Origin of the sequence: Streptomyces sp. NPDC020681, from assembly GCF_044334895.1 — a bacterium.
Lineage (GTDB): Bacteria > Actinomycetota > Actinomycetes > Streptomycetales > Streptomycetaceae > Streptomyces.
This window is the reverse complement of record NZ_JBIRTX010000004.1, coordinates 225,082-246,873: the sequence shown is the minus strand read 5'-3', so window position 1 is coordinate 246,873 and position 21,792 is coordinate 225,082. Positions and strand designations below refer to the sequence as shown.

General features: G+C 68.8%; 18 protein-coding genes. 6 read left to right on the top strand and 12 right to left on the bottom strand.

Annotation, left to right across the window (positions count from 1 at the left end):
* The first annotated feature begins 21 nt into the window (after positions 1-21).
* The gene (locus ACH4YL_RS11275; protein WP_398507005.1) at positions 22-1,461 is read left to right on the top strand and encodes a glycosyltransferase 87 family protein; all 1,440 of its coding nucleotides are present in this window, start codon (positions 22-24) and stop codon (positions 1,459-1,461) included.
* Here the strand turns inward: ACH4YL_RS11275 and ACH4YL_RS11270 are convergent.
* Genes ACH4YL_RS11270 through ACH4YL_RS11260 form a run of 3 tightly spaced genes read right to left on the bottom strand, consistent with a single transcriptional unit; the run spans position 1,413 to position 5,813 of the window.
* Complete coding sequence (locus ACH4YL_RS11270; protein ID WP_398507003.1) at positions 1,413-3,443, bottom strand: NPCBM/NEW2 domain-containing protein; 2,031 nt, start codon at positions 3,441-3,443, stop codon at positions 1,413-1,415. The two genes, ACH4YL_RS11275 and ACH4YL_RS11270, sit on opposite strands and share 49 nt — an antisense overlap.
* On the bottom strand, positions 3,440-4,372 hold the full coding sequence (locus ACH4YL_RS11265; RefSeq protein WP_398507001.1) for a LamG-like jellyroll fold domain-containing protein: 933 nt from the start codon (positions 4,370-4,372) through the stop codon (positions 3,440-3,442). Before ACH4YL_RS11265 ends, ACH4YL_RS11270 begins: the two co-directional genes overlap by 4 nt.
* Positions 4,362-5,813: a PQQ-dependent sugar dehydrogenase gene (locus ACH4YL_RS11260; RefSeq protein WP_398506999.1), complete on the bottom strand. Its 1,452-nt coding sequence runs from the start codon at positions 5,811-5,813 to the stop codon at positions 4,362-4,364. The genes ACH4YL_RS11265 and ACH4YL_RS11260 overlap by 11 nt, the downstream gene beginning before the upstream one ends.
* 376 nt (positions 5,814-6,189) lie before the next feature.
* On the opposite strand from ACH4YL_RS11260, the gene ACH4YL_RS11255 reads away from it, so the two are divergent.
* Complete coding sequence (locus ACH4YL_RS11255) at positions 6,190-8,121, top strand: M64 family metallopeptidase (protein WP_398506997.1); 1,932 nt, start codon at positions 6,190-6,192, stop codon at positions 8,119-8,121.
* Here ACH4YL_RS11255 and ACH4YL_RS11250 read toward each other — a convergent pair.
* Both ACH4YL_RS11250 and ACH4YL_RS11245 read right to left on the bottom strand, forming a co-directional pair.
* Positions 8,114-8,350, bottom strand: coding sequence for a DUF397 domain-containing protein (locus ACH4YL_RS11250; protein ID WP_398506995.1), 237 nt, complete (start codon positions 8,348-8,350; stop codon positions 8,114-8,116). The genes ACH4YL_RS11255 and ACH4YL_RS11250 overlap by 8 nt on opposite strands.
* On the bottom strand, positions 8,351-9,211 hold the full coding sequence (locus tag ACH4YL_RS11245; protein ID WP_398506993.1) for a helix-turn-helix domain-containing protein: 861 nt from the start codon (positions 9,209-9,211) through the stop codon (positions 8,351-8,353).
* Between the two features lie 125 nt (positions 9,212-9,336).
* On the opposite strand from ACH4YL_RS11245, the gene ACH4YL_RS11240 reads away from it, so the two are divergent.
* Genes ACH4YL_RS11240 through ACH4YL_RS11230 form a run of 3 tightly spaced genes read left to right on the top strand, consistent with a single transcriptional unit; the run spans position 9,337 to position 10,597 of the window.
* A complete protein-coding gene (locus ACH4YL_RS11240; RefSeq protein WP_398506991.1) occupies positions 9,337-9,822 on the top strand; it encodes an ATP-binding protein in 486 nt (161 codons plus the stop codon).
* Positions 9,816-10,244, top strand: coding sequence for a hypothetical protein (locus tag ACH4YL_RS11235; protein WP_398506990.1), 429 nt, complete (start codon positions 9,816-9,818; stop codon positions 10,242-10,244). The genes ACH4YL_RS11240 and ACH4YL_RS11235 overlap by 7 nt, the downstream gene beginning before the upstream one ends.
* Positions 10,245-10,303: 59 nt before the next feature.
* Positions 10,304-10,597, top strand: a complete 294-nt coding sequence (locus ACH4YL_RS11230; protein ID WP_398506988.1) for a hypothetical protein — start codon at positions 10,304-10,306, stop codon at positions 10,595-10,597.
* A gap of 153 nt (positions 10,598-10,750) precedes the next feature.
* Here the strand turns inward: ACH4YL_RS11230 and ahcY are convergent, their stop codons facing one another.
* From ahcY to ACH4YL_RS11195, 7 genes are all read right to left on the bottom strand, one after another.
* A complete protein-coding gene (ahcY, locus tag ACH4YL_RS11225) occupies positions 10,751-12,169 on the bottom strand; it encodes an adenosylhomocysteinase (protein ID WP_398506986.1) in 1,419 nt (472 codons plus the stop codon).
* On the bottom strand, positions 12,147-13,058 hold the full coding sequence (gene metF / locus ACH4YL_RS11220; RefSeq protein WP_398506984.1) for a methylenetetrahydrofolate reductase [NAD(P)H]: 912 nt from the start codon (positions 13,056-13,058) through the stop codon (positions 12,147-12,149). The genes ahcY and metF overlap by 23 nt, the downstream gene beginning before the upstream one ends.
* A complete protein-coding gene (gene metH, locus ACH4YL_RS11215) occupies positions 13,055-16,525 on the bottom strand; it encodes a methionine synthase (protein WP_398506982.1) in 3,471 nt (1,156 codons plus the stop codon). The genes metF and metH overlap by 4 nt, the downstream gene beginning before the upstream one ends.
* Positions 16,522-17,505, bottom strand: coding sequence for a carbohydrate kinase family protein (locus ACH4YL_RS11210; protein ID WP_398506980.1), 984 nt, complete (start codon positions 17,503-17,505; stop codon positions 16,522-16,524). Before ACH4YL_RS11210 ends, metH begins: the two co-directional genes overlap by 4 nt.
* Before the next feature lie 17 nt (positions 17,506-17,522).
* Positions 17,523-18,734 (bottom strand): methionine adenosyltransferase, encoded by a 1,212-nt coding sequence (metK, locus tag ACH4YL_RS11205; protein ID WP_398506979.1) that lies wholly within the window; start codon positions 18,732-18,734, stop codon positions 17,523-17,525.
* A gap of 107 nt (positions 18,735-18,841) precedes the next feature.
* Positions 18,842-19,285 carry an SCP2 sterol-binding domain-containing protein gene (locus ACH4YL_RS11200; protein WP_398506977.1) on the bottom strand — a complete coding sequence of 148 codons (444 nt, stop codon included), beginning with the start codon at positions 19,283-19,285 and terminating at the stop codon, positions 18,842-18,844.
* Positions 19,282-20,535, bottom strand: a complete 1,254-nt coding sequence (locus tag ACH4YL_RS11195) for an NAD(P)-binding domain-containing protein (protein ID WP_398506975.1) — start codon at positions 20,533-20,535, stop codon at positions 19,282-19,284. Before ACH4YL_RS11195 ends, ACH4YL_RS11200 begins: the two co-directional genes overlap by 4 nt.
* Before the next feature lie 227 nt (positions 20,536-20,762).
* Here ACH4YL_RS11195 and ACH4YL_RS11190 point away from each other — a divergent pair, with 227 nt between their 5' ends.
* Entirely contained in the window at positions 20,763-21,791 is a 1,029-nt protein-coding gene (locus tag ACH4YL_RS11190; protein ID WP_398506973.1) for a methyltransferase, read from the top strand.
* Position 21,792 lies beyond the last annotated feature (1 nt).

The following is a 21,792-nucleotide window of genomic DNA, read 5'->3' as shown; positions in this document are numbered from 1 at the left end:
TCCGGCTGCGACGCTGAGTCTGTGATCAACCAGCCCGTGGTCAACCCGCGCACGCTCGCCGCAGGCACCCTGTTGGCCGCCCTCACCGCCGTGCTCGCCCTGACCATCCGCAAGGACGGCTATTTCACCGATTCCGCGGGTCTTTCATGGTGGTACGCGACGTGCTGGGCGCTGTTCGCCGCCGCGGTGATCGCCGTGCGCAAAGCCCCGGTGCGCCATGCCGTGGCGCTGATCGTCGCGGGCGGTGTCGCGGTGGCGGCGACCGGGCTGCTCGCTCCGCCGCGCACCAGCACCGACTCGTACCGCTATGCCTGGGACGGCAGGGTCCAGGCCGCCGGGATCTCGCCGTACGACCACGCTCCCGCCGATCCTGCGCTCTCCGGGCTGCGCGATGGCTGGCTCTTCCCGGCCGGGGCCGCGTGCGCGGGCCCGGACCGGGCGCGGATTCCGGGCCCCGAAGGCGAAGTGCACTGCACGCGGATCAACCGGCCGCAGGTGCACACCATCTACCCACCGGTCTCGGAGGGCTACTTTCTGCTCGTCCACGCGCTCTCGCCGGACGGCGCGCGGCACAAGTCCCTGCAGACGGGCGGTGCGCTGCTGTCGCTCGGTGCGACCGCCGCTCTGCTGCTGGTCCTGCGGCGGCGCGGCGATCCGCGGCAGGCGGCGTACTGGGCCTGGTGTCCGATCGTGCCGATCGAGGCGGTGAACAACGCGCATGCCGATGTGCTCGGCGCGCTGCTCGCGGTCGCAGGCCTCGGTGTGGTCGTGCGCCGGCGGTCCGCAGGCGGAGCGCTACTCGGCGCCGCCGTCGCGACCAAGCTGATGCCCGCCGTGGTGCTGCCGGGCGCGCTGTCAGGCGTGCGGCGGGTGCGGGACGCGGCGTTCGTACTGCTGCCGGCCGCGGCCGTGGTCGCGCTCAGCTATCTGCCGTACGCGCTGGCCTCGAAGGACTCCGTCTTCGGATTCCTCGGCGGCTACATGGAGGAGGAGGGCTACGACGACCCCTCGGCCAGCAACCGCTATGCCCTGTTGCGGCTGGTGCTGCCGGACGGCTGGGCGCCCGCGGCCGTACTCGCGGGGATGCTCGCGGTCACCGCGTACGTGCTGTGGCGCGGCGATCCGCACCGGCCTTGGAGCGGCGCGCTGTTGGTCACCGGCACGGCCTTTCTGCTGCTGACTCCGGGCTACTCCTGGTACGCACTGCTGCTGGTGGCACTGGTCGCGCTCGACGGCCGGTGGGAGTGGCTCGCGGTCGCGGCGGCCGGTGCGGCGAAGTACGCGACCGTGTACCTGGGCGTCGAGCCGGAGGCCGTGGGCACTCCGGCGTACGCAGCCGCAGCCGGCGTGGTGCTCACCGGCTGCGTACTGCGTCATCGGTGTCAACTACGCCTTCGAGGACCGAAAGCGCCTCAGGAAGTGCAGGTCAGCACCGGCCCCGCCCAGTCGATCCGGTCGTAGCGATTGGTGTCCGGGCCGATCGTGCCGACGAGCCGCAGATACTGCGCCCCGCCGAGATCGGCGTTCAGCGAGAGCGCCGGGTCCTGCCAGGTGCGCAGTCCGCTGTCCGCGCGTTTGCTGCCGTCGGCCCAGATCTCCGCGGTGATCGTGCCCTGCTCCGGCTCGCGCGGATCGCGTTCGTCGTCCACGCCCACGTCCGTGGCGAGTCCGGTGCACCGTCCGGCCAGGTAGTAGACGAGCTGCACCGGGGCATGGGTGCCGATGCCCTTGGCGTACGAAGTGCCGTTGATGGTGAGGGTCTTGCCGTCACCGCCTTTGGCGCCGCCGTTGGACATGTCGCGTTCGACGTGGCCGTAGCCATTGCTCGCCCAGGCCCAGTCGTCGTCGGACAGCTGGGTGGTTCCGGCGGGCACGGCCTTCGGCACGATCAGCGTGTCGTCGGTGGACTGCCGTTGTTCGCCGTGGCCGATGGCCCGGTAGCTGAGCCGGGTGCTCAGCGGTGCTGTGCCCGGCGGGGTGTCGGCAGGCGGGGTGATCTCCCACGCGGCGGTCAGCGAACGGCCGGTGGTGAGGACCGGGGTGCTGGTGCGGCCGGTCTGTTTCACCTTCCAGCCGGCCGGTGCGGTCAGCTCCAGCCTGGGCGCGATGAGCGGGGCGCGGCCCTGAGCGGTGGTGGTGACCTTGGCGGTGAAGCTGCGGCCGGCGGGAGTGAGGTTGCCGGGAATGCCCACGGCGGGCTGCGGCAGGTCGACTCCGAGCTCGGCTGCGGGCGGCGACTTCCACCAGTCGTCGTCCGCCGAGACCCGGAACAGCGCGGTGCCGTGCGGCGGTACGGTCGCGCTCACCGCGCCGGCCGTCTCGTTCGTACGGTGCTGCCACAGGTCGCGGACGGCGTATCCGGCCCGCTTCGGCAGACCGAGTTCCTTCGCTGTCGTGCCGAAGGTCGCGGTCGTCTCGGTCTCGTTGAAGAGCGCGACGGCGAAGTCCCCGTCGGCGAGCGGTTTTACGAGGACCCAGTGGCCGTCGTCGCCGCGCAGCACCTTGGCCTGGACTCCGAGCCGGTCCTGGTCGACCGCGATGACCTCCTTGTTGGAAAGGATCTTCAGGGTTTCCGGGGTGGCCTTGCGCAGATCGGTGCCGATGAGCAGCGGCGCGGCCATCACCGACCAGAGGCTGAAGTGCGAGCGGTACTCAGTCGCGGTCATGCCGCCGTTGCCGACCTCCAGCATGTCGGGGTCGTTCCAGCGGCCCGGTCCGGCGTGCGGCGCGAGCGGTGCGTTGGTCTTGAACAGCGTCAGCATGGACTGCCAGCTGTCGTTGATGTCGCCGGTGGTCCGCCACAGATGGCCGACGTCCGAGCCCCACTCCCAGGGCTTGTTCTGGCCCCATTCGCAGAGCGAGTAGACGATCGGGCGGCCGGTCTTCTTGAGCGCGTCGCGCATCCTGGTGTAGCGCTCCAGCGCGGGCCGCCCCTGGTTGTTGCAGTTGTCGTACTTGAGGTAGTCGACGCCCCAGTCCGCGAAGGTCTGGGCGTCGGTCTCCTCGTGGTCGAGTGCGCCGGGCATGGTCTTGGCGCAGGTGAGCGTGCCGGCGCTGGTGTAGATGCCGAACTTCAGCCCCTTGGAGTGGACATAGTCGGCCAGCGCCTTGATGCCGCTCGGGAAGCGCGTCGGATGGTGGGTGAGACGTCCGGTGACCGGGTCACGTTTCTCGGCGGCCCAGCAGTCGTCGACGTTGACGTACTCGTACCCGGCGTCCTTCAGTCCGGTCGTCACGAACAAGTCGGCGGTGTCCCGGATCATCTGCTCGTCGATGGCGCAGCCGGTGGAGTTCCAGTTGTTGAAGCCCATCGGCGGGGTGAGCGCGAGTCCGTCGGGCAGTGCCTGGGCCTGCTGCGCGGGTGCCATGAACGGCGTCCAGACCAGGGCGAGTCCGAGGAGCGCGACGAGTGGTTTCAGCAATCCCGGCCTGTGCGTCCTCATCGCAGGCTCCTGACGTACTGGGCACGGATCTCGCCCGGGGTCAGCGCCCGGTCGAGGAACATCAGCTCGTCCATCCGGCAGTTGCAGGGGTTGCCTTCCTTGGTGTTCTGCGGATAGCTGCCGCCGATCTTGATGCCGCGCGGGTCGCTCGGCGACGCCGTGTCCGGTTCCGGCGGCCCTGCGACGCCCCACGGGTCGCCGGTGAGGGTGTAGAAGCCGGGCACCGCGCGGCCGTTGCGATACAGGGCCATGGTGCCGTCGTCGTAGTCGAAGGTGGCGGCGAGATGGACCCAGGTGTCCTGCGGGAGCAGCGTCTGCCAGTCGGCGTCGGCCGCGAAGGTCTGTGAACTGCTGCCGTCGATCCGGCGGCCGAGTGCGACGACCTTCATCTCGCCCTCGACGGTGATGAGTTCGAGCAGCGCGCGGACGTCATGGCCGTTGGAATTGCCGGAGAGCACTCCGGCCAGTCCGATGGCGCCGTAGCGGTCGTCGGGGTTGGCGGAGCCGGAGTTGGGGCTGGGGTTCTCGCCGGTCATCTTGAACCAGCCCATGACGGTCGTCTCGCGCACCGCGTTGAAGGCGTGCAGGGTGGGCACGCCGTCCGGGCCGTAGACGCCGGCCTTCCAGTCGTCGTTGCCCGCGGTGGCCGGTGAGATCTGCCGCGTCTCGAGGACATGGCCGCGCCGGCTGTCGCGTACGCGCATCTGCGAGCCGCCGTTGACCAGGTGGATGTCGGTGCCGGAGCGGCCCTGGTCGCGTTCCCGGCCCGGGTCGCCGTGCACCGGATGGCCGAAGTCGTAGTACGCGACGAGGTTCCGCTTCAGGCTGGGCTGGACGGGGCCGTGGTGGCCGCTCGCCCCGGCCGGTGTGAGCGTCAGGGGCAGCAGGGCCAGGACGAGAGCTGCCGTGAGGATTCCTCTAGCGTGCATCGGTGACCTTCCAGATCTTCCCGTTGGCCTTGGCGAGTACATAGAGCTCACCGGCGCGGTCGGTGCCGAAGCGCAGGTCCACGCGCTCGTGCCCGGCGAGCGCCTTCATGGTGGTGGCGGTCCCGGCCGCGTCGAGGATCTGGAGCTGGTGGACCTTTGCGAGCGGTCCGCCGCGGCGCATCTCGCGGACGTCGGAGTAGAAGATGCGGCCGCCGACGCCTTCGGAGTAGATGTACTTGCCGTACAGCTCGGGGATCTCGCAGCCGCGGTAGACGAACCCGCCGATCAGGGCGTTGCCGCTGTCCGAACAGGGCTTGTCCGGAGGCGGGTTGTGGTCGAAGGCGGCGACGGGATAGGTGTAGCCGTTCTTCGCGTCGTCGGCGGGCAGCGGGAAGACTCCGCACGTCGGGTTGTCCGCCTTGCGGTAGGCGAAGGGGCCTTCGCGCAGGCTCCAGCCGAAGTTGTCGCCCGCCTTCGCCTCGTAGACGGACTCGACGCGGTGCTCGCCGATGTGGCCGATGAACATCTGGTGCCGGCCGCCGGTGTCCCAGCTGAAGCGGTGCGGGTCGCGCAGTCCGTACGCGAAGATCTCGCCGAGCGCGCCGGGCCGGCCCACGAAAGGGTTGTCGGCCGGGATGCCGTACTTGCCGCCCGGGCCGTTGCTTCCGAGCGGGTCGATGCGCAGGATCTTGCCCTGTGGGGCTGTCAGATCCTGCGGGACGGTGCCGCCGGCGCCGGCCGCGCCGTCACCGGCCGCGATGTAGAGGAGTCCGTAGTCCTTGTCGCGCGGCCGGGCGTTCGGGTTGAAGTTGATCTCCTGGATGTCGTGATAGGTGTTCAGGAAGCCGAGCCGCATGACTTCGCGGCGGGTGCCGCTGAAGGTGGGCGCGGCCGGGTCGGCGGCGGTCCACTCGGTGATCACGCTGTGAATGCGGGTGCCGGCCGGATACGGCAGGTCGGGCGTCTTGTCCGTGAGCGCGGCGCGCGCCTCGGTGTGGACGGTGTAGAACTTGCCGTTCTTGGCGAAGGCCGGGTGGAAGGCGACGAAACCGAAGCCGCTGCCGAGCCCTTGGTGCGACCAGAAGTCGGGTCCCGCGGCCGCGCCGACGTCGAGGTATTCGCGGGCCGTGCCCTTGCGGTCCAGCAGATAGAGCTTGCCGTTGAGGTCGGGTACGTACAACCGCCGTGAGCGGTCGGGCAGTTCGCCGAGGTAGTTGATCCGGGCCCAGCGCTTGAGCCGGGCGTCCGTCGGCGGCGGCACCGGCTCGGACTTCGGCAGCGTCGCGAACTCCTCCAGCACCAGGCCCTGCCGGGACACGGCGGGATCCGGCAGCGGGTCGGGTATCGGTGCGTCGTCCTGTGCGAGTGCCGGCTGCGCGACCAGCGCCATCAGCAGCACACCCGCAGAAATCGCTAACCGGCCTCTTCCTGGCTTGGACATCCAGCTCACCTCGTCCGGTCGGGAGCACATAGAAAGCGCTTCCACAGAGCGCCTGCGCCAAGTTACAAAGAGGGGCTGAGGGCGGCAAGGGGTGTGCGGCGAGCAATGTGAGGCGATGCGATGCGCGGCTTCGCGCCACGGCATGTTCCCGGGGGTGTCTTTTGGATCAGGCCGGATCAGTGAGCGGGGTCTGGTGCGGTGCAGCGCAAGGCGGAGGAAGGAGACGACGCGGAGCGTCGGCGACTGACGACAACGCGGCGAGGTGCCGTGCCAGACCCCGCGAGCCCGGCAAGATCCGAAAGACACCCCCTAGCCGCATCTGTGGCAACTCAGCTGTCTTTACGCCCCGTTGGGCGTCGTCGTACGCTCCGGCCTCATGACCTCACCCGGCACACGAACCCGAAGAACTGCGCTGCTCGCCACCGCGGGCGCGCTGCTGGCCGGCTGCCTGCTGGGCACCGCACCCGTGGCCACCGCCGAACAGACGCCGCCACCGGTCACCGAAGCCGCCACCGTCGTACCCGTCCAGACCACGGGACCGGCCGACAAGCGCTTCAACATCATCGTCATGGGCGACGGTTACACCGCCGACGAGATGCCGGCCTTCCGCGCCGATGTCGACAAGCACCTCAATGTGCTGTGGTCCACCGAGCCGTTCGCCTCGTACCGCTCGTACGTCAATGTGTGGGCCGTCGAGGTTCCGTCCGCCGAGTCGGGTGTGGACTGCGACCCCGCGCTGGACTCACCGCGCCGTGACACCGCGCTGGGCATGGGCTTCTGGGGCGGCTGCAACGCGAACAGCGTGCAGCGCCTGCTCACCGTCGACAGCGCGTCGGCGAGCGCGCTCGCCGATCTCGTGTCCGGCTCGACTGCCGCGAACCGGCAGATCGTCGCGCTCGCCCACAGCGACACCTACGGCGGCGCCGGCGGCACCTACGCCACGGCCTCCGGCGGCAACGCGCTGTCCTCGCTGATCACACCGCACGAGATAGGCCACTCGCTCGGCAAGTTGCAGGACGAGTACGACTACTACGGTCGCGGTGTCCCCGGCGGCACATACGCAGACGGCGAGCCGGAGTCGGCCCACCACACCGTCCTCACCGAGGAGCAGATGAAGCAGCAGCGCGCCAAGTGGTGGCGCTGGCTCGGCGAGAAGAGCGAATCGGGCGGCGTCATCGGCCGGTTCGAGGGCGGGATGTACTCCACCAAGGGCGTCTGGCGGCCCAGCAAGCACTCCATCATGAAGACCCTCGGATACGCCTTCGACCAGGTCGGGCGCGAGGTGATGGTGGAGAAGATCTCCGGCAAGGTGAATCTTCTCCAGGGCCACACGCCGAACTCCGCCCCGATCGGCGACGACCGCACGGTGTGGCTGGAGACGCTGCATCCGGTCGGCGGTGAACTCGATGTCGCATGGCGGCTCGACGGCCGCCCGCTGCCGGAAGCCGGTGACGCGCGGACGCTGGATCTGCGCCGGCTCGGTCTGTCGCGCGGTACGCACACGCTGACGGCGACCGTCACCGACCCGACGCCGTTTGTGCGTGACCCGAAGGTCCGCGGGTCCCAGGCACTGACCCGTACCGTCTCCTGGACCGTGGACACCCAGGTCGTCACGCGGCCCGAACCCGTCGCGGCGGCCTTCACCGGCCACACGGACACGACGGCTCCCGTGGGCGCGGAGTCGGTGGTGTACGCCGACACCACACACCCGGCGGACCGGACGCTCTCCGTCCGCTGGACGCTCGACGGCCGGCCGGTGGCCAACCCGGGCAACGACCGCGATCTCGATCTCGGTGCGCTGCGCCTGCGTCCGGGCAGCCATACGCTCACGGCCCGGATCGCCGGTACGCACACCGCGCTGACCTGGACGGTCGACGGGACGCCGGCGCACGGTCAGTACGCGCTGTCCAAGCCGCTGCGGACGGTCCACCGGCCCGGCAGGCCGGTGGAGTACGTCTACGACGGCCCGTTCACGATGAAACTGACGTCCCGGGACGACCGCGACGGCTATGTGGTCTCGCAGTTCCGGGTCGACGGCGACGGCTGGCAGACGTACTACGGCTGGCCGACCGACGCCGAGGCGCCGTTCCGCTTCACGCCCGGCGGAACGGTCATCGACGATCTCGTCTACGGAAAGCTCGGCACGACGCGGGCCGTGCCGTGGGACGACGCGACTCCCGATTACGGCACGCACACGATCGAGTACCGGACGATCGACGCGGCAGGCAATGTCTCGGCGCCGGGGAAGTTCCTCGCCACGCTGCTCCCGCCCTCGGCCACGGACAGTGAGGCGCGAACGGTCAGGTGAGCAGGAAGTCCGCCTGCCCGGACTTGGCCCCTTGGATGAACGCTTCGATCTCGCCGGAGGTGTAGATCAGCGCGGGGCCGTCCGGGTCGGCGGACTGGCGCACCGCGACGCGGCCGTCGGCGAGCTTCATCGTCTCGAAGCAGTTTCCGCCGTTCCCGCCGCTCCACGGCTTGCGCCAGCCCACCTCGCCCAGCTCGGCGGCAGGCATGCCGTTGTATATGTGATCCATTCACAGCTCCTTGCGGAGATCCCGGAGGATCTCCTTCGTGCGTTGTGCAGTCGCGGCCTGGGCCGCCATGCGGTCCAGCACCTCCAGATGGGAGGCGACCTCCTGACGTGCGTCCAGATAGACGGCGCCGGTCAGATACTCGCTGTAGACCATGTCCGGGAGCTCGGGGACGGCGAACCGGAAGAGGACGAAGGGCCCGTACGTGCCCGGGTGGTGTCCGGTCTTGAACTCGGCGATCTGCAGGGTGACGTTCGGCAGCTGGGCGCCTTCGAGCAGCTTGTCGATCTGGGCTCGCATGACGCCGGGACCTCCGACCGGTCTGCGGAACACCGTCTCGTCCATGATCACCCACAGCCTGGGCGCCTGCTGGCGGGTGAGCAGGGCCTGGCGTTCCATGCGCAGCGCCACATGGCGCTCGATGTCCGCGGGGTCGGTCTGCCCGACGGCTCCGCCGAGCATGATCGCCCGCGCGTAGTCCTCCGTCTGCAGCAGCCCCGGCACGAAGTGCGGCTCGTAACAGCGGATGAGGCCGGCCGCCCCCTCCAGGCTGACGTACATGCTGAACCAGCCCGGCAGAACGTCGTGAAAGCGCTGCCACCAGCCCGGCTTGTTGGCCTCCTCGGCCAGCTCGATGAATCCGCGGGCCTCGTCGTCGGTGATCCCGTATGCGTTCAGCAACAGCTGGACATAAGGGATTTTCAGTGCGACCTCGGCGGTCTCCATCCGACGGATGGTCCCCGCGGCCACACGGAGGACCTTTGCGGCCTCCTCGCGCCTCAGCCCGGCCCGCTCCCGCAGATCCTGCAAGCGCTTGCCGAGTACGACCTGCCCCACGGTGGGGGCGGACCGCGGTTCACTCACTTCGAGACCTCCCCACGTGCTGTTGCGAGCAGTGTGCCACGGCCCCGGCGAAACTGAATATGCCCACTCTGGATTTTTCACAGTGGGCCTTGCCAAGGTGGCCAGTGCGGCGGGACAGTGGTCCGGTGAACCAGGACGCGCTCCTTGCCCCACTCTTGGACCCGTGCTCGGGGGTCGACCTCCACCGGTACGGCTTCGAGCTGCCTGCGCGCGTCGAATACGTCTCCCGGGCGAGACGGCTGGCACGCGAACGACTCCGCTGCTGGGGCATCGGGGGCGATGTCCATGAAACGGCCATGCTGGTGGTCTCCGAGCTGGTCACCAACGCGGTCGTGCACACCGACGGCCATCTCGTGGCCTGCGAGCTGCTGAACAACATCGAGCACCTGCGGATAACCGTGCAGGACCAGGGGCACACGCCGACAGGCCCGCACGTCTGCGAGGGTCTGGAGGAGGAGCGCGGGCGCGGGCTGCTGCTGGTCGAGGCGGTGAGCACCTCCTGGGGCGCACACCAGGCCCCGCACGGCACGGGCCGCGTCGTCTGGGCGGAACTGCCGCACTTCATGCCCCGCCAGTCGCGTTACGCACGCGGACCGGAAAGTCAGTGCTGAAGAACCTGGCGACGCTCCTGACCCGGAGCGGCCGCCGAAGCAACAACGAGAACGAGAGCGGGCTGACCCGGCTCACTCTCCCGCCTCCGCTGGAGCCCACCCTGGGCTGCGACGCCGTGGGCGTGCCCGCGCGGCACGCCTTCCGCCTCCTCGGGCGGCTGCCGCGCACCGGCTGCGTCTTCGCCGACACCGACTGGTGGTGGTGGATCGTGCCCGCCGGCTCCGACCACGAACTGACCTGGCCGCTGCCCTCGCACTACGCCCGTGGCGCGTACGTACCGGCCACCGACCCGCGGCTGCTCCGCCGGCCCGACGGAACCAGCCCCTACACACCACCGATCCCGCTGTATCTGATGGCCTGCCAGCTCACCGGAACCGCTCCTCTGTGGACGGCCGGCGTAGGCAGCGCACGGAGCGCATGAGCAGCGGGAGTCTCGCCCCCGACCGCCTGAGCGGGGACGAGACGGATAGGCTCCTGTGCATGTCAGAAGCCAATTCGGGCCCGGAACGGCAGGGGCTCACACCACGTCAGGCACGCGGTATCCGGATCGCCTTGTCGGCGGTCATCATGATCGCCGTCGGCCTGACACTCGTACTCCGGCTCGGCTCCACGCACTCCGTACTGACGATGGGTTTCTACGGAATCGCGCTGATCCTTTCCGGCAGCGCGCTGGTCCTCAGCCGTCAGGGGCGTACCAGGGTCGCGACCGCGGTGCTCGGTGCGGGTATCGCACTGGCGGCCGCCGGGGAGTGGGCCGTGGCGTCGCTGAGCTGAGCGAGCACCGGGAGCGCTGAGCCGGCGCTGCGAAAGCCAGGGGGATGGGGGAACGGGGGGAACGGGGGGAAGAGGGGGAGATGGGGGAAGGGGTCAGGCCCCCGCCCGGGGGATAGGCGGGGGCCTGGTCTCGATGGTGGTACGTCGGCCGGGTCAGTAGCGGTAGTGGTCGGGCTTGTACGGGCCCTCGACCTCGACGCCGATGTACGCGGCCTGCTCGGGACGGAGCGTGGTCAGCTTCACGCCGAGCGCGTCCAGGTGCAGCCGGGCCACCTTCTCGTCCAGGTGCTTCGGCAGCACATACACGTCGGTCGGGTACTCCTGCGGCTTCGTGAACAGCTCGATCTGCGCCAGCGTCTGGTCCGCGAAGCTGTTGGACATCACGAACGACGGGTGGCCCGTCGCGTTGCCCAGGTTCAGCAGACGGCCCTCGGACAGCACGATGATCACCTTGCCGTCCGCGAACGTCCACGTGTGGACCTGCGGCTTGACCTCGTCCTTCACAATGCCCGGAATCTTCGCCAGGCCCGCCATGTCGATCTCGTTGTCGAAGTGACCGATGTTCCCCACGATCGCCTGGTGCTTCATCCTGGTCATGTCCGACGCCAGGATGATGTCCTTGTTGCCGGTCGTGGTGACGAAGATGTCCGCGCTCTCCACCACGTCGTCGAGGGTCGCGACCTGGTAGCCGTCCATCGCCGCCTGCAGCGCGCAGATCGGGTCGATCTCCGTCACGATCACCCGCGCGCCCTGGCCGCGGAGCGACTCCGCGCAGCCCTTGCCCACGTCGCCGTAACCGCAGATCACGGCGACCTTGCCGCCGATCAGCACGTCAGTGGCGCGGTTGATGCCGTCGACCAGCGAGTGCCGGCAGCCGTACTTGTTGTCGAACTTCGACTTGGTGACGGCGTCATTGACATTGATCGCCGGGAACAGCAGCGACCCGTCGCGGTGCATCTCGTACAGACGGTGAACACCGGTCGTGGTCTCCTCCGTCACACCGCGGATCTCCGCGGCGAGCTCGGACCACTTGAGGCCGGAGTTGTTCAACAGCTCCAGTACGACGCGGAATTCGTCGTTGTCCGCGGTGGACGGGTCCGGCACGGCGCCGGCCTTCTCGAACTCGACGCCCTTGTGGACCAGCAGGGTGGCGTCACCGCCGTCGTCGAGGATCATGTTCGGGCCCGCGTGGCCGGGCCACTTGAGCGCCTGCTCCGTGCACCACCAGTACTCCTCCAGCGTCTCGCCCTTCCAGGCGAAGACCGGGATCCCGGCGGCGGCGATGGCGGCGGCCGCGTGGTCCTGCGTGGAGAAGATGTTGCAGGAGACCCAGCGGACCTCCGCGCCCAGCGCGATCAGCGTCTCGATGAGGACCGCGGTCTGCACCGTCATGTGCAGCGAGCCGGTGATGCGGGCACCGGCGAGCGGCTGCGTCGCGGCGTACTCCTTGCGGATCGACATCAGACCGGGCATCTCATGCTCGGCGAGAGTGATCTCCTTGCGGCCGAATTCCGCGAGGGAGAGGTCGGCCACCTTGAAATCGGTGAACTCAGTGGCGGACTGAGAGGGCATGAGTACTCCTCGTCTTTGTGACGCTCCGGTGTATCTCCACCGTCGCAGGCGATCGGTTCAGGGTGATGTAGTGCAGTCCTGGAGCGCCTTCGTCGAGCAGCCGCTCCGCCATCGCGATCGCATGGTCGACACCGATCCGATGAGCTTCGTCCGGCCTGTCCCGTGCGGCGTGCAGCCGCCGCGCGAGGTCGTCCGGGAATGCCGCTCCGCTGAGTTCGGCGAAGCGGCTGATCTGCCGGTAGTCGGTCGCCGGCATGATTTCGGGAATGATCGGGGTGTCGCACCCCGCCGCGGCGGCCAGATCGCGCAGCCGCAGGTAGTACTCGACGTCGAAGAACATCTGCGTGATCGCGTAGTCGGCGCCCGCACGGCACTTGGCGGCGAAATGGCGGATGTCGCTGTCCCAGTCCGGTGAGCGGGGGTGGCGCTCCGGGAAGGCGGCGACGCCGACGCTGAAGTCGCCCAGTTCATGGACGAGTTCGACGAGTTCGACCGCATGGCTCAGGCCCTGGGGGTGGGCGATCCACTCGCCGTTCGGGTCGCCGGGCGGGTCGCCGCGCAGCGCGAGGACGTCGCGGATGCCCGCGTCGGCGTACTGGCCAATGATGTGCCGCAGCTCGGCCACCGAGTGGCCGACGGCCGTCAGATGGGCGACCGGGCGCAGCGTGGTCTGTGCGGCGATCTTCTTCGTCACGGCGACCGTACGGTCCCGGGACGATCCTCCGGCGCCGTACGTCACCGAGACGAACGCCGGCGAGAGGCCTTCGATCCTGCGGATGGCGCTCCAGAGGCGCTCCTCGCCGGCGTCGGTCTTGGGCGGGAAGAACTCGAAGGAGTACGACCGCTCCCCCGCCGCCAGAACGTCCCGGAGATCACGGACAGTTGTCATGAGCGGCCGCCTCCCGCGTTGAAGTAGGTGGCCTCGGGGTGGTGCATGACGATCGCGTCGGTGGACTGCTCGGGATGGAGCTGGAACTCCTCCGACAGCTGGACGCCGATCCGCTCCGGCTCCAGCAGGTCGGCGATCTTGGCCCGGTCCTCGAGGTCGGGGCAGGCCGGGTAGCCGAGCGAGTAGCGGCAGCCCTGGTACTCGGTGCGGAACATGTCGCTGAGGTTGTCCGGATCGGCACCGGAGATGCCCAGTTCGCCGCGGACGCGGGCGTGCCAGTACTCGGCGAGCGCCTCGGCCAACTGGACGGACAGACCGTGCAGTTCGAGATAGTCGCGGTAGGCGTCGGCCTCGAACAGCTTGGCCGTCGCCTCGCCGATCCTGGAGCCGACGGTGACGATCTGTAGTCCCACGACGTCGGTCTCGCCGGACTCCTCGGGACGGAAGTAGTCGGCGAGGCAGAGGCGGCGGCCGCGCTGCTGGCGAGGGAAGGTGAACCGGGTGCGCTCGGAGCCGTCCTCGTTGAGCAGGATCAGGTCGTCGCCCTTGGACACGCACGGGAAGTAGCCGTGGACCACGGCGGCTTCGAGCAGGCCGTCGGTGTGCAGCCGGTCCAGCCAGCCCCGCAGCCGCGGCCGGCCCTCCTCCTCGATCGTCCTGGCATCCTTCAGGCCCCACTGGCCCTTGAACAGCGCGCCCTCGTCCAGCCAGGAGGCGTACTCCTTCAGCTGGATTCCCTTGATCACCCGGGTGCCCCAGAACGGCGGCTCGGGGACAGGATTGTCGATGGCGACGTCCGAACGCGCGGCCCCCTCGGGCTCGGTGACATCCAGTACGGGCGTGTCCCGCTTGGCCACGCGGCGTTGCTTGAGTTCGGGCAGGACGGCCCCGGGCACTCCGCGCTTGACCGCGATCAGCGCGTCCATCAGCCGCAGACCCTCGAACGCGTCCCGCGCATAACGCACTTCGCCCTCGTAGATCTCATGCAGATCCTGCTCCACATACGCCCGGGTCAGCGCCGCACCACCGAGGATCACCGGATAGTCCGCCGCCAGCTTGCGCTGGTTCAGCTCCTCCAGGTTCTCCTTCATGATCACCGTGGACTTCACCAGCAGACCGGACATGCCGATGACATCCGCCCGGTGCTCCTCAGCGGCTTCCAGGATCGCGGAGACCGGCTGTTTGATGCCCAGGTTGACGACGTTGTAGCCGTTGTTCGACAGGATGATGTCGACCAGGTTCTTGCCGATGTCATGGACGTCGCCACGGACCGTGGCCAGCACGATCGTGCCCTTGCCTTCCGCATCCGACTTCTCCATGTGCGGCTCCAGATAGGCCACCGCGTTCTTCATCACCTCGGCCGACTGCAAAACGAACGGCAGCTGCATCTGGCCCGAACCGAACAGCTCACCGACCACCTTCATGCCCGCCAGCAACGTGTCATTCACGATCTCCAGGGCGGGACGCGTGGTCAGGGCCTCGGCCAGATCCTCGTTGAGACCGTTCTTCTCGCCGTCGATGATCCGGCGCTGCAGCCGCTCGTCCAGCGGCAGCGCGAGCAGTTCCTCCGCCTTGCCCGCCTTCATCGACTTCGTGTTCACGCCCTCGAAGAGTTCGAGGTATTTCTGCAGCGGGTCGTAGCCGTCCGCACGCCGGTCGTGAATCAAGTCGAGGGCGACCCGGACGTGTTCTTCTTCCAGCCTGGCGATCGGCAGAATCTTGCTGGCATGCACGATCGCCGAGTCCAGACCGGCCTTCACGCATTCGTCCAGGAACACCGAGTTCAGCACGATCCGAGCGGCCGGATTCAGGCCGAAGGAAATGTTCGACAGACCAAGAGTCGTCTGGACGTCCGGGTGCCGGCGTTTCAACTCCCGTATCGCCTCAATGGTGTTGATGCCGTCCTTGCGGGACTCTTCCTGACCGGTGCAGATCGTGAAGGTCAGCATGTCGATCAGGATGTCCGACTCGTGGATGCCCCAGTTGCCGGTCAAGTCGTCGATGAGCCGCTCGGCGATGGCCACCTTGTTCTCGACGGTGCGGGCCTGGCCCTCCTCGTCGATGGTGAGCGCCATCAGTGCGGCACCGTGCTCCCGGGCCAGGGCGGTGACCTTGGCGAAGCGTGACTCGGGTCCGTCGCCGTCCTCGTAGTTCACCGAGTTGATCACCGCACGGCCGCCGAGCTTCTCCAGCCCCGCCCGGATCACCTCGACCTCCGTCGAGTCCAGCACGATCGGCAGCGTCGAGGCAGTCGCGAACCGGCCCGCCAGCTCCTCCATGTCCGCCACACCGTCACGGCCGACATAGTCCACACACAGGTCCAGCATGTGCGCGCCTTCACGGATCTGGTCCCGCGCCATCTCCACACAGTCGTCCCAGCGGGCCTCCAGCATCGCCTCACGGAACTTCTTCGACCCGTTCGCGTTCGTCCGCTCACCGATCGCCATATACGCCGTGTCCTGCCGGAACGGCACCGTCTGGTACAACGACGCCGCACCCGGCTCCGGACGCGGCTCCCGCTCGGTCGGAGCAAGACCACGCACCCGCTCCACCACCTGCCGCAGATGCTCCGGCGTCGTACCACAGCAGCCACCGACCAGCGACACACCGTGTTCGCGCACGAATGCCTCGTGGGCGTCGGCCAGTTCGGCGGGGCTCAACGGGTAGTGCGCGCCGTCCTTGGTCAGTACCGGCAGGCCGGCATTGGGCATCGCCGACACCCGGGTGCGCGCATGCCGGGCCAGATAGCGGAGGTGTTCATTCATTTCCGCCGGTCCGGTCGCGCAGTTCAGGCCGATCATGTCGATGCCCAGCGGCTCCAGCGCCGTCAGCGCCGCACCGATCTCCGAACCGAGCAGCATCGTGCCGGTCGTCTCGACCGTCACCGAACACAGCAGCGGCAGATCGCTGCCGGTGGCGTCCAGCGCCCTCCGGGCCCCGATGATCGAGGCCTTGGTCTGCAGCAGGTCCTGCGTCGTCTCCACCAGCAGCGCATCCGCACCGCCGGCGATCATGCCCTCGGCATTCTGCTGATAGGCATCCCGCAGCTTCACATACGGAGCGTGGCCCAGCGTCGGCAGCTTCGTGCCCGGACCCATCGAACCCAGCACCCACCGCTGCTGCCCGGTCGACGCCGTGAACTCGTCCGCAACCTCCCGGGCAATACGCGCACCAGATTCCGACAGTTCGTAGACCCGCTCAGGAATGTCGTACTCCCCCAGCGCCGCGAAATTCGCACCGAACGTATTCGTCTCGACGCAGTCGACCCCGACCTCGAAATACGCCTCGTGGACGGACCGGACGATGTCCGGGCGGGTCACATTCAGAATCTCGTTGCAGCCTTCAAGATTCTCGAAGTCCTCGAGCGTCGGATCCTGCTCCTGCAGCATCGTGCCCATGGCCCCGTCCGCCACCACCACACGGGTGGCAAAGGCCTCGCGCAGGGCGTCGGCACGGGTCCCGCTCATCCCAGTGCCGCCACGTGCGGAGCCAGTTCGGCGGCGGCTGCTTCTCCGTATGCGTCACGGATGCGTGCCAGCAGTTCGGCGCCGTTCAGCTCGGCCGGCTGCGGGCCCGTGGTCTCCAGCACGGTCGTCGCCAGTGCGCTGCCCAGCCGGGCCGCGCTCTCCAGCCCGAGGCCCCAGGCGGTCGCCGCGAGGAAGCCCGCCCGGAAGGCGTCTCCGGCGCCAGTCGGCTCCAGCGTGCCGTTCGGCGGCACCGAGCCCACCTCGACGGGCAGCAGCCCGGCGCGTGAGATGCGGACGCCGTCCGCGCCCAGTGTGGTGACCCAGGTGCCGACCCGGCCCAGGAGCTGCTGTTCGGTCCAGCCGGTCTTCTCCTGGATGAGCACGCTCTCGTACTCGTTGGTGAACAGATAGGCCGGGTGGTCGAGGAGTTCGCGGATGTCGTCGCGGCCCATGAAAGCGAGCTGCTGCGAGGGATCGGCGGCGAACGCCAGTCCCAGGCTGTTGCATTCACGGGTGTGGCGGATCATCGCGCCCGGGTCGTTGGGCGAGATGACCACCAGGTCGAGACCGCCGGCCCGGTCCCGTACCGGTGCCAGCTCGATGGTGCGGGCCTCGCTCATGGCTCCGGGATAGAAGGAGCCGATCTGGTTGTTGTCGGCGTCCGTCGTGCACACGAAACGCGCGGTGTGCAGCGTCTCGCTGATGCGCACGGAGTCTGTGTCGACGCCGTTCTCCTTGAGCCAGATCTGGTAGTCGGCGAAGTCCGCGCCCACCGCTCCGACGAGGTAGGGGCCGATGCCCAGCCGTCCCAGGCCGAAGGCGATGTTCGCTCCGACGCCGCCGCGCCGGATGTCCAGCTCTTCGACGAGGAAGGAGAGCGACACCTTGTCGAGGCTTCCGGCGATCAGCTGCTCGGTGAACCGGCCGGGAAAGACCATCAGATGGTCCGTTGCGATCGAACCTGTCACGGCTATGCGCACGGTCTTGACTCCTTGGTTCAGTCGGCGATGGCTGCCTGGCGCAGCTTCTCCGCGCGGTCGGTGGACTCCCAGGTGAACTCGGGAAGGTCGCGGCCGAAGTGGCCGTACGCCGCGGTCTGCGCGTAGATCGGCCGCAGCAGGTCGAGGTCGCGGATGATGGCGGCCGGCCGCAGGTCGAAGACGTCGGTGATGGCGGACTGGATGCGGGTGACCGGCACGGTCTCGGTGCCGAAGGTCTCGACGAACAGACCGACCGGGTCCGCCTTGCCGATCGCGTACGCGACCTGGACCTCGCAGCGCTTGGCCAGACCCGCGGCGACCACGTTCTTGGCGACCCAGCGCATCGCGTACGCCGCCGAACGGTCCACCTTGGACGGGTCCTTGCCGGAGAACGCGCCACCGCCGTGGCGCGCCATGCCGCCGTACGTGTCGATGATGATCTTGCGACCGGTGAGGCCGGCGTCGCCGACCGGGCCGCCGATCTCAAAGCGGCCGGTCGGGTTCACCAGCAGCCGGTAGCCCTCAGTACGCAGCTGCACGCCGTCCTCGACGAGCTCCTGGAGCACCGGGCGCACGACGCAGTCGCGGATGTCCGGGATGAGCAGCGTGTCGAGGTCGATGCCGGGCGCGTGCTGCGAGGAGACGACCACGGTGTCCAGGCGGACCGCCTCGTCGCCGTCGTACTCGATGGTGACCTGGGTCTTGCCGTCGGGCCGCAGATACGGCACGGTCCCGTTCTTGCGCACCTCGGTGAGGCGCTTGGCGAGGCGGTGGGCGAGCGTGATGGGCAGCGGCATCAGTTCGGGCGTCTCGTCGGACGCGTAGCCGAACATCAGGCCCTGGTCGCCGGCGCCCTGCTCGCGCAGGGCGTCCTCATCGCCCTCGACCCGCTTCTCGTACGCGGTGTCGACGCCCTGCGCGATGTCCGGCGACTGCGCGCCGATGGAGACCGAGACGCCGCAGGACGCGCCGTCGAAGCCCTTCGCCGACGAGTCGTAACCGATCTTCAGCACCGTGTCGCGGACCAGTTGCTGGATGTCGGCGTACGCGTTGGTGGTGACCTCGCCGGCCAGGTGGACCTGGCCGGTGGTGATCAGCGTCTCGACGGCGACCCGGGACTTGGGGTCCTGCGCGAGCAGCGCGTCGAGGACGGCGTCGCTGATCTGGTCGGCGATCTTGTCGGGGTGGCCCTCGGTCACTGATTCCGAGGTGAACAGGCGAAGGGACACGAATCCTCCAATTACCGGGCGTGGGCTGCGCTTCGTTCGGCCAGGCTGCGCCTGGGTCCTGCAAGAGGGCTCGAAGGCGGCTAAACGAATTCGCCGTCGCTCATGGGCTATTCCGCCGTGGGCTGTGCACTGCGGGATCCGAACCACTCGATCCAGTTCATGGCGAAGAAGACGTCGCCGGAGATTTTCAGGCGGCCGCTGATGAACGCGTCGGTGCCTTTCAGTTCACCGGTCGCCAGGGAGAGAAGGTCCTGCATGTCGACGCCGATGGTGGCGTTCGGGGTCGCGGCGTCGCGGGCCGATGTGCAGTGGCCGTCGGCGACGGTGACATAGCGATGCCGTACGCCGGAAGGCGTGTTGACCTCGTAGTGGAAGATGCCGCCTCTGCCGTGGGCACGTTCGGGCCGGAAACAGGCGCGGAACCAGACGAAGACGAGGTCGAGCATCCGGTCGTCGTCGTCGAGCGGAAGCTCTCCGACGAGTTCGCCCGACGCCTCGGCGACCTCGGCGATCTCCTTCAGCCGCAGGTGTTCCGCGTCGTCGCCGGTCACTGCCGTTCCCCCTTCGCCGCTTCCTCCTTCTGCGCCGCGGCGGTGGTGTGCTCGATGAGGACCGAGGCGTCCTTGTCGCCGTCGCCGGCCGCGACCGCCGCGGCGAAGCTCGCCCGCACGGTGTCGAGCACCGGCAGCCGGACGCCGGCCAGGCCGGCGTCATCGATGGCGAGCCGCAGGTCCTTCTCCATCAGCGTGGAACGGAAGAAGGCCGGCTCGTAGCTGGACTTGCGCATCAGCTCGGCACGGAACCGCATGACGACGGAGCTGAATCCGCTGCCTGCGATGGCGCCGAGCAGCCGGTCCCGGTCGAGTCCGGCCTCGATGCCGTACGCGACGGCCTCGGCGAGCGACGCGACCTGGGCGCCGAGCAGCAGGTTGAAGATGAGCTTGATGGTGGCGGCGGTGCCGGGCTCCCCGAGATGGACGACCTCGCTGCCGATGGTGTGCAGCAGCGCGTGCACCTCGTCGATGTCGTCCTGGTTGCCGCTGGTGTAGACGCGCAGTTTGCCCTCGCGGGCCTGGAAGGGGTTGCCGACGACACAGGCCTCGACCCGGCGCAGCCCGGCGGCCGACAGCCTGGCGGCGGACTCCTTCGCGTACGCCGGGGAGACGGTGGAGGTGTCGACGACGATCGCGCCTGGCGCGAGGACGGGCACGATCTGGCCGAACAGCACGTCCTCGACGGCCGGTTCGTCGCTGAGGCTGAGCACGACGACGGACCGACCCGCGGCCGCCTCGGCCGCGTTCGCGGCCACGGTCGCGCCCGCCTCGGCCAGCGGCTCGGTCTTGGCGGCGGTGCGGTTGTAGACGGTCAGCGCGTTGCCCGCGTCGATCAGGCTGTGGGCCATCCCGGCGCCCATGTTGCCGAGGCCGATGAAGGCGATGCGGTCCGTCTCCGGCGAGGTCCGCGGCTCGGGCACCTCGGCGGCCGGCGGCGCGGGCGGCAGCTCGTACACCGTCTCCGTCAGGGTCATATGGCCGCCGCCGCGGTACGGCTTCAGCCTGCGCCGGTGCTCGACATGGGCCTCGCTGCGCTCGAAGGCGCGGAACGAGGGCTCGTCGGCCCAGTCCGTGATGACGTAATAGACGCGGTCCTCGTCGACCGAGCGCACCAGCGTCTGTCCTCGATTGGCGGGCTGCCTGGCGATGGCCGAGCCCACCTCCCACCAGATCTTCTCGAACTCCTCCTGCACGCCCGGAAGGATCTCCATCCGCAGGATCACGCGGAACGGTGGTTTGTCGGCCATGTCGTCTGCCTCCAAGAGCACGGGGATTCGGCGTCACCGTCTCCGCCGCCGCTCAACGTCCGATCGAGGGCCGCTCCGGCCTGCGTGGGACGCGGGAGCGATCCCCGCTCAAGAGGACTTCGAGGCCGGTGCCAAAACATGGCCCGAGCACGCCATGACCCCGCCCGGTAAGCGAAACCCGCCCGGAACCGAGAAACCTGTCCGGAAACCGAGAAAGGAGTCCGTCTGTGACGACTCACGCTTCCCTCACGGACACGTCCAGCCCGGAGGCGCTCATCCGTCTCGGCACCGCCTTCTGCACGGCCAAGATCCTGCTGAGCGCGCTGGAGCTGGATGTCTTCTCCACCCTCGCCGCCGGACCTGTCACCAAGGACGAACTGGTCGAGTCCGCGGGCCTGCACCCGCGCGGTGCGGAGGACTTCGTCGCCGCGCTGGTGACGCTCGGCCTGGTCGAGCAGGCGGACGGCCGCTACCGCAACAGCCCGGCCGCCGACCGCTTCCTCGACCGCAACAAGCGCAGCTACGCCGGCGGTTTCCTGGAGCGCGCCAACTCGATGCTCTACCCGGCGTGGACCAATCTCACCGAGGCGCTGCGCACCGGAGAGCCGCAGGTCAAGGGCAAGGAGGGGGACATCGTCGGGCAGATGGGCGACGACCCCGACCATCTGCGGCAGTTCCTCGGCATGATGGACTCGCTCAACAGCCTGGTCGCGCCGAAGCTGGCCGCGGCCTTCGACTTCTCCGCGTACGAGACCTTCGTCGACGTCGGCGGCGCGCGCGGCAACCTCTCCGCACTGCTGCTGGAGACGCACCCGAAGCCGAAGGCGACCGTCTTCGATCTGCCGCACATGGGCTGGGCGTTCGACGAGCACATGGAGAAGCTCGGCACGCGCGAGCACATCAGCTTCGTGGGCGGCAACTTCTTCGTCGACGAGCTGCCCGAGGGCGACGTACTGATCATGGGGCATGTGCTGCACAACTGGAACGCCGAGGAGCGCCAGGGCCTGATCACCAAGGCGTTCCGGGCCGTCCGTCCGGGCGGTGCGCTGCTGGTGTACGACCGGATGGTCACCGAGCAGCCGACCGATCTGGTCAACATCCTGATCAGCCTGGACATGCTGCTGGTCACGCACACCGGCTCGGAGTACAGCGCCGACGAGTGTGCCGGGTGGGCGCGTTCGGCCGGCTTCTCACGCACCGAGTCCAAGGTGCTCAGCAACACGGACTCGCTCGTCATCGCCTACAAGGACGAGTGAC